The organism is Mycobacterium senriense (genome assembly GCF_019668465.1).
In the GTDB taxonomy this organism is placed as follows: domain Bacteria; phylum Actinomycetota; class Actinomycetes; order Mycobacteriales; family Mycobacteriaceae; genus Mycobacterium; species Mycobacterium senriense.
The window spans coordinates 3,672,528-3,680,798 of the sequence record NZ_AP024828.1; the positions used below are offsets into that span (position 1 = coordinate 3,672,528).

Annotated in this window: 5 protein-coding genes; all 5 read right to left on the reverse strand. The window is 62.7% G+C overall.

Annotation, left to right across the window (positions count from 1 at the left end; all coding sequences use genetic code 11):
- Nucleotides 1-48: 48 nt before the first annotated feature.
- Nucleotides 49-699: a GAP family protein gene (locus tag MTY59_RS17555; protein ID WP_221042275.1), complete on the reverse strand. Its 651-nt coding sequence runs from the start codon at nucleotides 697-699 to the stop codon at nucleotides 49-51.
- A gap of 30 nt (nucleotides 700-729) precedes the next feature.
- A complete protein-coding gene (locus tag MTY59_RS17560) occupies nucleotides 730-2,469 on the reverse strand; it encodes an AMP-binding protein (RefSeq protein ID WP_221042276.1) in 1,740 nt (579 codons plus the stop codon).
- A 54-nt stretch (nucleotides 2,470-2,523) separates the two neighbouring features.
- Nucleotides 2,524-3,651 (reverse strand): acyltransferase PE, encoded by a 1,128-nt coding sequence (gene pe / locus MTY59_RS17565; RefSeq protein WP_221042277.1) that lies wholly within the window; start codon nucleotides 3,649-3,651, stop codon nucleotides 2,524-2,526.
- A 53-nt stretch (nucleotides 3,652-3,704) separates the two neighbouring features.
- Nucleotides 3,705-6,740, reverse strand: coding sequence for an MMPL/RND family transporter (locus tag MTY59_RS17570; RefSeq protein ID WP_221042278.1), 3,036 nt, complete (start codon nucleotides 6,738-6,740; stop codon nucleotides 3,705-3,707).
- 105 nt (nucleotides 6,741-6,845) lie between these two features.
- Complete coding sequence (locus MTY59_RS17575) at nucleotides 6,846-8,267, reverse strand: condensation domain-containing protein (protein WP_221042279.1); 1,422 nt, start codon at nucleotides 8,265-8,267, stop codon at nucleotides 6,846-6,848.
- Between the last annotated feature and the right edge of the window lie 4 nt (nucleotides 8,268-8,271).

The following is an 8,271-nucleotide window of genomic DNA, read 5'->3' on the forward strand; positions in this document are numbered from 1 at the left end:
ATTGACTCATTATGTTCAACCCCGGCCCACGTGCCCGCGAACCGGGAGTCAAAGCCCGGCCGTGCCGGCCGCGAGGAACAGACAGCCGACCGCGGCAAGCGAAAGCGCGACTTCGCGGCGGCGACGCGATCGAATCCAGTTGTGCAACGCTTTCATCGACCTGGCGGTTACCTCGGGCGCCAGTAGATAGGCCAACAGCGGAACCTCCACGAGCGCGAAGGCCACGATATTGAACATCAACAGCACTGCGACCTGCGTCAGGGCCGCAGCGCCCGAGGCCAGTATGACGGCTAGCGCGGCAAGATAATCGACCGACGGTAGCGCGATGCTGAGTCCGGCGATCCCCGCGACCGACAGCGAGTGCCCCCGCAGAAACCGTCGGCCCGGCGTCGCCAATCTTGCCGGGCGCGAGCCCAATCGTCCGGGGATGTCCACGGCCACAGCCACAGCGACCACCAGCGCCAGCAACCCGATCAGGATCTGAACCCTCGGCACTGTGAAGTAGGTGGACCCGGTCAGTCCGCGCCGAAGCAAGAACAAGACCACCAGGCCCACCGTCATTCCCATCGCGTAACCGCCCGACAGGAACGCGAGCAATTGCAGCACCGGTCGGGGCCTGTTCAGCATGAGCACCGTCATGCCGATGCGGAAAGGTTCGACACTGACCGCGACGGCCATTACCAGGACAGTGATCAACATTGATACGGCCGCATCCCCGCCACTGGCTGGTCAGGCATCCAGCCGGACGAACTGCTCCTGTCGGTACTGCTCGATACAGGCGGCGCGGCGGATCTTGCCGCTTGTAGTGGTGGGAATCGATCCGGGCGGCACCAGGACGAGGTCCCCGACGTTCAAGCCGTGCGCATTGGCTATCGCGGAGGTGACATTGCTTTTGACGCCGGTGAACCAGTGCGTCGTCTCCTCGTCGGAGTCGCCTCGCTTTTTGACCTCGATGATGGTGACCAACTTCTCGGTACTGTTCAGCGGAACCGATATCGCCGCGACCCGGCCGCGGGTGATCTCTTGGATCGTCGCCTCGATGTCCTCGGGGTAATGGTTACGCCCCTGGATGATCAGCAGATCCTTGATGCGGCCGACAATGAACAGCTCGTCCTCGAAGATGAAGCCCTGGTCGCCGGTTCTCAGCCAGGGCCCTTCGGGCGTGCCCGGCGACGGGTCGACGAGTGTTGCGCCGAAGCAGCGCTGATCCTCCGGCGATTTGCGCCAGTAGCCGTCGGCCACGTTATCGCCATGCAGCCATATCTCGCCTATCGAGCCCTGCGGGCGCTCACGGTTTGTGTCGCAGTCGACGATCCGCAGCGTCGGTGAGTGCGGCACTCTGTATTTGACCAGCGCGCTGCCGGTCCCGGCCGCACATCGCTGAGCGCGGCCGGCGGCAAGCGCCGCGACATCGAAATGAACCGTGCCCGATGAATCGCTCCAGGTGCCGGCCGCCGCGAAGACGGTTGCCTCCGCCAAGCCGTACGACGGACGCACCATATGGTCATGAAAGTTGAAGTGCGCAAACCTATCAACGAAACGTTGCAGCGTGGCCGGCTCGACCCGTTCGGCACCGCTGATGATGCCCAGCACACCGGAGAGGTCGAGCCCGGCCAGGTCGTTGTCGGTGGTTTTGCGGGCGGCCAAGTCGAAGGCGAAATTGGGCGCCGCTGACCACGCATGAGGGCTGCCGGCCAACGATCGCACCCATCGAGCCGGCCGCTCCAAAAACGAGATCGGACTACTCAGCTCGCCGCGGTAGCCGCCCAGGATCGGGGCGCAGACCCCCAGCACCAAACCCATGTCGTGGTAAAACGGCAACCACGAGACAATCGTCAAATCTGATGGGGCTTTGACCTGGGAATCCGCGAAGAAGCCCCGCATCAACTGCTCGAAATTCACCCGCAGGTTGCGGTGTGAGATCATCACGCCGGTTGGCTGCCGTGTTGATCCCGAGCTGTACTGCAAATACGCCGTGCTGGGCAAACCGGCCGTCCGAACGCTTGTTCCGCCATCGACGTCCAGGTTCAGTGAATCGATTTCGACGATCTTGGGAACAGCGTCCAGGCGTGCTTTATCAACGTATTCGGTGATATCTTCCGCGACCTCGGACGTTACGAGAACAACCGAGGGCGACGTATCGGCGAGGACCCCGCTTACCCGCTCATGACTCGAGCCCCGGTGCGGCAACGGAAGCGGCACGGCGATGAGCCCAGCCTGCATGGATCCCAAGAAGGCCACGAGGTAGTCGAGGCTCTGGGGAGCCAGGATCACCGCCCGGTCTCCGACGGACCCGTGCAGGCGAAGTTCGCGTGCCAGGTTCAGTGTTCGGCGCGACAACTGCGCCCACGTGAGGCTCTCAGGAACACCCTCCCACGCGTCGTCGTAATTGGTGAACGTGAACGCTATGTCGTTGGGCCGCAGGCTGGCACGCCCGTGCAGCATCGAGAGAACGGAGGGCTCGGGCATAGGCGTCACTTCACGTCCGTACTGATAGTCGATTAGTCGATTGCGGGCTCGGGATCAGGGCGCGGCTTCGCCTGCGCCGTGCGAAATCACGGACATCGCACCGCTGAGGATCTGTGAGAACGGATCAGCGCCGCCGCCGAAGGTCGCCTGGTTGGCCGGCGCGGTGACGGCCGCTGGGTCGAAGCCGTGCACGGGGTCCACCTGAACCGGAGCGGTCGCCGGGTCGTCGTTTCGCGAATAGCCGGCGTTCACCCGGGGAGTCAGGATCGCGTCGAGCTTGTTCAGCGTGTCCTCCGGGATCCCGATGTAGGCCAGCGGCATGACCAGCGGAAGGTGCTTTTCCGGGACCATGATCGTGGTGATTTTGGCGCCCCGGGAGTTGACCGTTGTTCTGATGTTTTGCGGCGGCACCATGCTCGGGTTCGTGAAGGCCACCGCGGTGTGACCTGTGGCGAGACCCAGCAGCGTGTTGGCGAGAGCGAACAAGTTGTCGGGCCGGTCGGGGAAGTCCGCAATCGAGTCGTACGCCGCCACGAACTTATCGGTGTCGTACTGGCTCTCGTACGGCGGTGGCATGCGGTAGTCGAGTGCGGGGACAACGCTGCCGACCGGGAACATAGCGCTCAGGAAACTCTGGCCGAAGGCGTGCTGCCCGATCGGGTCGCCGAATGTTGCGAAGTTCAGCTTGTCCGGCGGGGGAGCGGTCGGGTCATTGGACAGTCGGGCCTGCTCGCCGTCGACCACGAACCCGCCCTCGGACAAGCCGATCGCCGTGCCGGGGCGACCGGTGGTGCGGATCGCCGCGTCGAGATTGTTGATGCCCTCGTCGACCGACTCGCCCACGCTGGGGCCGTCCATCCCCAGGCCGGGGAAGGATTCATCGAGCTTGCCGATGCCCGGGAAGAGTCGCTCCAGGACGTGCCCCTGCACCTGACCGGCCGGGTAGCGAACGATTTGGCGCTGCTGGCCCGGGAACCACTCCGCGCCCTCCATCCGGATGTATTGGTCGTAGGGGATGCCCAGTACATGAGCGCCTCCGAGGGCGTAGGCGGTCTGGTCGCCCGGCGCCCCGGGAGTCGGCGGTCCGCCGATTGGCGTGTCAGCCGTCGCAGTGCCGATGCCGAAATACCCTGCGCCACTTACGGTTAACAGCGCCGTAACTCCTGCGAGTAGTTGCTTCATCCCTACTCCTGACCCTTCGGCTTCTCTAGTCTCACATACAACATGGGTGTGTGCTAACAGGGCTCTGGTTCGGTGTGTCCGACCGCTGTTCGCGACGGTGCCCGCCTCGAGGCCCGCCCTCGGCTCATTCGTGACGGCCACCAGTTCGCCCGCCCCGCCAGCGCAGCGATGGCGGGAACCGTGATGGTGCGCACCAAGAAGGTGTCCAGCAAAATTCCCACACCGATCACGAAACCGCCTTGGATCACGGTGCCGATGCTGGAGAACAGGAGGCCGCACATGGACGCGGCGAAGATCAGACCCGCCGCAGTGATCACGCCCCCTGTCGAACTCAGGGTGCGGATGATGCCGTAACGCATGCTGTGCGGAGACTCGTCACGCATTCGCGAGACGAGCAGCATGTTGTAGTCGGCTCCCACCGCGACCAACACCACGAATGCCAGTGGCGGCACACTCCAATGCAATTGCTGGCCGAGCAGGAATTGAAACACCAGAACGCCGATGCCCACCGCCGACAGATACGAAATGACCACGGTGGCAACGAGATACAGCGGCGCGACAATCGCGCGTAGCAGCGCGATCAACGTTAGTAGCACGACGAGGAGGGTTACCGCGATGATGAACCGGATGTCGTGTTGATAGTAGTCCCGCGTGTCCTTGAGCCCGGCGGTGTATCCCGCCATCGATACGGTGGCGTCCGCCAACGCGGTATTGGGTTGGGCTCCCCGGGCGGACGCGGTGATCGCATTGACCTGATCCATGGCTTCGGTGCTGAAGGGATTGAGTTTGGTCTGGACCAGGTACCGCACCGAGTGGCCGTCTGGTGAAATGAACACCTTGGCCGCCTCCTGGAATCCCGGCAGATGCAGCAGCTGAGCCGGGATATTGAACCCTGCCATCGCCGGACGCGCCGCGTCATGTTTCAGCGACAACAAAAACGCGGCCGACTCGCTGAGCCCCGCGCCCAGCTGCTTGACCTTGTCGATGAGTTGAGCCACCGCGTCGGCCACCTGCCGGCTCCCACCGGCGAGCTGGTCTGCGCCGCTTTGCAGCGTGTTCAGATTTGTCTGCAGGCCGCCGGGTCGGTCCATCCCCATGGAATGCAGCACGTCGCTGAGCTTCGCGAATGCGCTACGCAGGCGGTCTGTCGACGCTTTCAGGGCCCGCTTGTCCGGATACTCCTGCAGTTGATGAGACAAGTCATTGATCGCGTCGAGGTCTGCTTGATCGCGCGCACCTACCAGCTGCTCGAACGTCCCCCGCGTGGCGCTGCACGACGAGTCGGCATCGCAGACCGGGTTGCCCTGCAGCGCTGTCAGAACCGGGCCTATCCAGGCAAACATGTTCTTGGCGGCCGAGAAATTCCAACCCATCGCATTGCTGAGCGAGTTGACGTGGTCGACGAGTCGGGCTGCGATATCAACCTCTTCGACCAGCGCGTTGCCGCTGTACTGGTTCTTCGTCGATGAGAAGGCACCCTCCAGTTCGCGCACGCTCGCGGCGAGCTGGTTGACCTGGCCCCGGACATCGCCGAGGTTGTCGGCCAGCGTGCCGGCCCCCTCGGTCAGCCGGTTGAGGTCATTGGTTTGGTCGTTGATCATCTTGGACCCGCCGGCCAGAAGGCTGCCGATTGCGCCTGCCTGATAGGTGGCTCTGAATTGTTCCGGCACATTTCCGGTGGGGCGGGTGATGCCGCTGACGGCACTGACATTCGGCAGCTGGCTGACGCGATCCGCCATCTGTTCCAAGTCCGCAAGGGCCTGCGGCGTGCGAAGGTCATGCGGCGACTGGACCAGGATGTATTCCGGAATGGACTGATTCACGGGAAAATGGCGATCCAGCGCGGCGTAGCCGATGGAGCTCGGCGCAGACGGCCGCAGGGCCTTGCGGTCGTCGTAGTTGTAGCGCACCAAGCTCGCGCAGCTGGCCAGGATGATCAGGACAAGCACACTGGCAACCAGATGTGCCCTCGGCCGGCGCACAATGCGTATGCCGGAACGCCGCCAGAACCGAGCGGTCAGTTCACGTCGGGGCTTGATCCAACCACGTGGTCCGGCGAGCACCATGATCGCCGGCAAGAGCGTCACTGCGGCCAGAAATGCGACGCCGATCCCGATTGCCGAGGAGATTCCGACCGTTTTGAACACGCCCATCCGGGCGAAGCTGATGAGGAGAAAGGTGATGCCCATGGTGCTGGCCGACGCAGTGATCACTTTCCCGATCGAGATCAGAGCCTTCTTCACCGCCTGATCGAAATCGTCTCCCGACCGCAAATAGTCGTGGTAGCGACTGATGAGAAAGACGGCGTAGTCGGTTCCGGCGCCAGCCATGATCGCGCTCAGGAACACGATGGATTGGTTCGAGACCCCCGAGCCGGTCAGTTGCGAGTAGCCCGCCACCGCGGACTCGGCGATAATCAGGGACAACCCGATCGTCATCAACGGCAGCAGCATCGTGACCGCGCTGCGGTAAACCAGCAGCAGGACGATGAGCACCAGAACAGCGATCGCCAGCTCGATCGGAAGCCGATCCCGATCGCCCGCGACGGTAAGATCGGCGACGGTCGCAGCGGGACCGGTGAGGTTCACAGTCAGCGGTGTTCCGGTCGGATTATTCTGCAGCGTTCGTTTGACGATGTCGCTGATCCGGTTGAAGGCGGCGTACGACTGTGGGGTGCCCAGCTCGCCCGCAACGCCGACCGGCAGCACCCAAGCTTTGTGGTCCTTGCTGGTCACGACCGGACGCAAAGGCGGCGCGCTGATGAAATCCTGCAACATCACGACGTCTCGCGTGTCCGCGCGCAGCGCGGTCACCAACTTGCCGTAAGTGGCCTCGTCGGCGGGGCCTAGGCCCTTCTCATCGCTCAGGGCCACCAACAGGAGGTCGTCGGAGCCCGATTCGTGAAACGCCTCGGTCATCTTGTGGGCGGTGACACTGGACGGTGCATTATTCGGCAAGATAGCGAGCGGATGCTTTTGCGCCATCTCGTTGAGGGATGGGAATGTCAGTGGCAGGGCGACCGCCAAGGCGGCCCAGAACCCTATTACTACCCAGGGCCACCGCACCACAAAATTGGCTATTCGTCGCATATCGGCCTCATCCCGGCCGGCGCAGTTGTTTGCGTCCTGCGATGGCAGCCGCCGACGCTGTGGTCAAGCCGCGCAATTTCCCACGAGTCATCGAACTACTCCACGCTACCCAACGCGTCCCCAATGTCCGGTGTCGGCGACCCGCCCGCACACGGACCGCATCGCTTCCAGGTAGCGGACAACCGATTTCCGAGCGACCGGATCCTCGGGGAACATCATCGCCATTGCCGTGCCTTCCCCGTACCGAAATAGATAGATGGTCAGCTGATACGAGTACCGGCCGTCCGAGTAGATTCCAATGTTGTTCGCATAACCGAGGTCAGCTGCCGCAAGTACAGCGTTGAGGGGAGCGGCGCCGCCGTGGAAAAAATTCGACACCGGAAAGTTTGGCTGCGGCCACTTCAGCCACGGCGCCAATTCCAAAACGCGGTAATACGGGACCTTCGCCAGGTGCTGACCGGAATCGAAGGAAGTCTGCGCAGCCCACGCGGCCTCGGCGAAAGTGGCTGCGGCTATCGGCACAGTGATCGGTACCAGGCCGGTAAACCATCCCTGTGTCATGAAATTATCCGTAGTTCTGCGTGTATCCCTGGGAGTCAGGCCGTAATACGTTGGAGCACCGGTGAATTCGTGCTCGACCAAGGCGATGCACGCGAATAGGCCACCGATGAAACGCGCGCCGACCGCCGTGCAGGCTGATTCGAATCGCTCCGTCTGTTCTGCGTCTATGAGGAGTTCGGAGACCATGGCGCTTGCACTCGCCCCCGACGGGTTGCCCAATGGCAGCGGAAATTCAGGAAAACTGCCATTGTTGTTCTCGGCGAAGTCAATCCAAGTGCGTACCTCAGGCGAATCCATGGTCAACGTTGACGTGTACTGGCGCTCGCCGGCGCAGAAATCGTCAAAGCTGCCGGCATCGGGAAGCGCAAGGGGTTCATCTCCTGCGCTCGCCGCCGCATACATTCCGTTGGCCTCGAGCATCGTTGTGCCGATCAACGTCGCGTCCCCGTGGACATGATCCATAGCGGCAAAGAAAGTGAAGCAATCATCGCTCTGGACAATCCCGAAAGTGAAGCAGCCCCACTGCAGCGGATTCGGTATCGCCACGACATGAGCGCGCATTTCGTCAATTGTCATTTCGCCGTGATCAATCGGAGCGAATTCGATATCGGCGGGGTTGCTGATGGTGTGCCTGACGAACTCTCCGTCGGTGGTGTGGTGGAACCAACTGCGGAAGGTGTCATGCCGGCGCAGATACGCGTTGACGGCATAGTTCATGGCGGAAATGTCGCATTGGCCGGGCACGTCACAGGTAGCGATGATTTGCCGGGAAAAGTCGAGTCCGGCGGACGTCCGCTCGTGAAAATTACGCAGATGCTGGCCCTGCATGTAGCTGACCGGCACAGAACTGGCCGGCGCCTGTCGCGCCTTCTCGGCGGCCGCGGCCGTCGGGTGCCAGGAGATGACCGACCCTGGGGCAGGCGTCCAATCACCGAGCGAGCCGATCGTGATTTTCCCGATGCGCAATCTA